This window comes from Domibacillus sp. A3M-37, from assembly GCF_024213455.1.
Classification (GTDB): domain Bacteria; phylum Bacillota; class Bacilli; order Bacillales; family Domibacillaceae; genus Domibacillus; species Domibacillus tundrae.
Map to the genome: position 1 here is coordinate 1 of NZ_JANAVL010000082.1, position 550 is coordinate 550.

Sequence of the window (550 nt, forward strand, 5' to 3'; positions counted from 1 at the left end):
AATCTTTCCCCTGTTGAATATCGTGTGAAGGCTATGTAGCTCTTTATGAGTGTCTACTTGACGGGGGGCAGATCATGATAGTATGTTGCATTGGAGAGGAAAATAGCGAATTAAAAAACAGCCACAATTCGTTTGTTCAAAGAATTGTGGCTGTTTTTATCCTGTTTTTCAATCTCGTCTCTTGTGATGAGGTTTTTTCTTCGGATGGTGTTTTTTCTTTCGATCGTCACTATCGTTATTGCTTTCATTTTTTCTTCCGGTCGTCATCATCATCGTCACATTGATCTTTCTTCCAGGCATCATTATCGTCGTCGTTGTGATGCTTCTTCCAGTCATCATTGTCAAATTTCCAATCATCCACTACATATGAATCAGAGTCCTCTCGAATAAATCGTACCGCATTTAAACCGATCATCTGAGCTGGTATGGCAGTGTTGCCATCTGGTAAAATACTGCATTGTTCGCCGAAGTGCTGAATATTGCGGTATGCAGCTCTAACATATTTAGCAATCTCTGCTCTTTTTTCTGCCTCATTTGTCATTTCAAAGAC

1 pseudogene is annotated in these 550 nt (G+C 39.8%); it reads right to left on the minus strand.

Annotated elements, in window-relative coordinates:
• Window positions 1-244: 244 nt before the first annotated feature.
• Window positions 245-550 (minus strand): annotated as a pseudogene (locus tag NLX67_RS22650) (hypothetical protein); the annotation flags it as partial.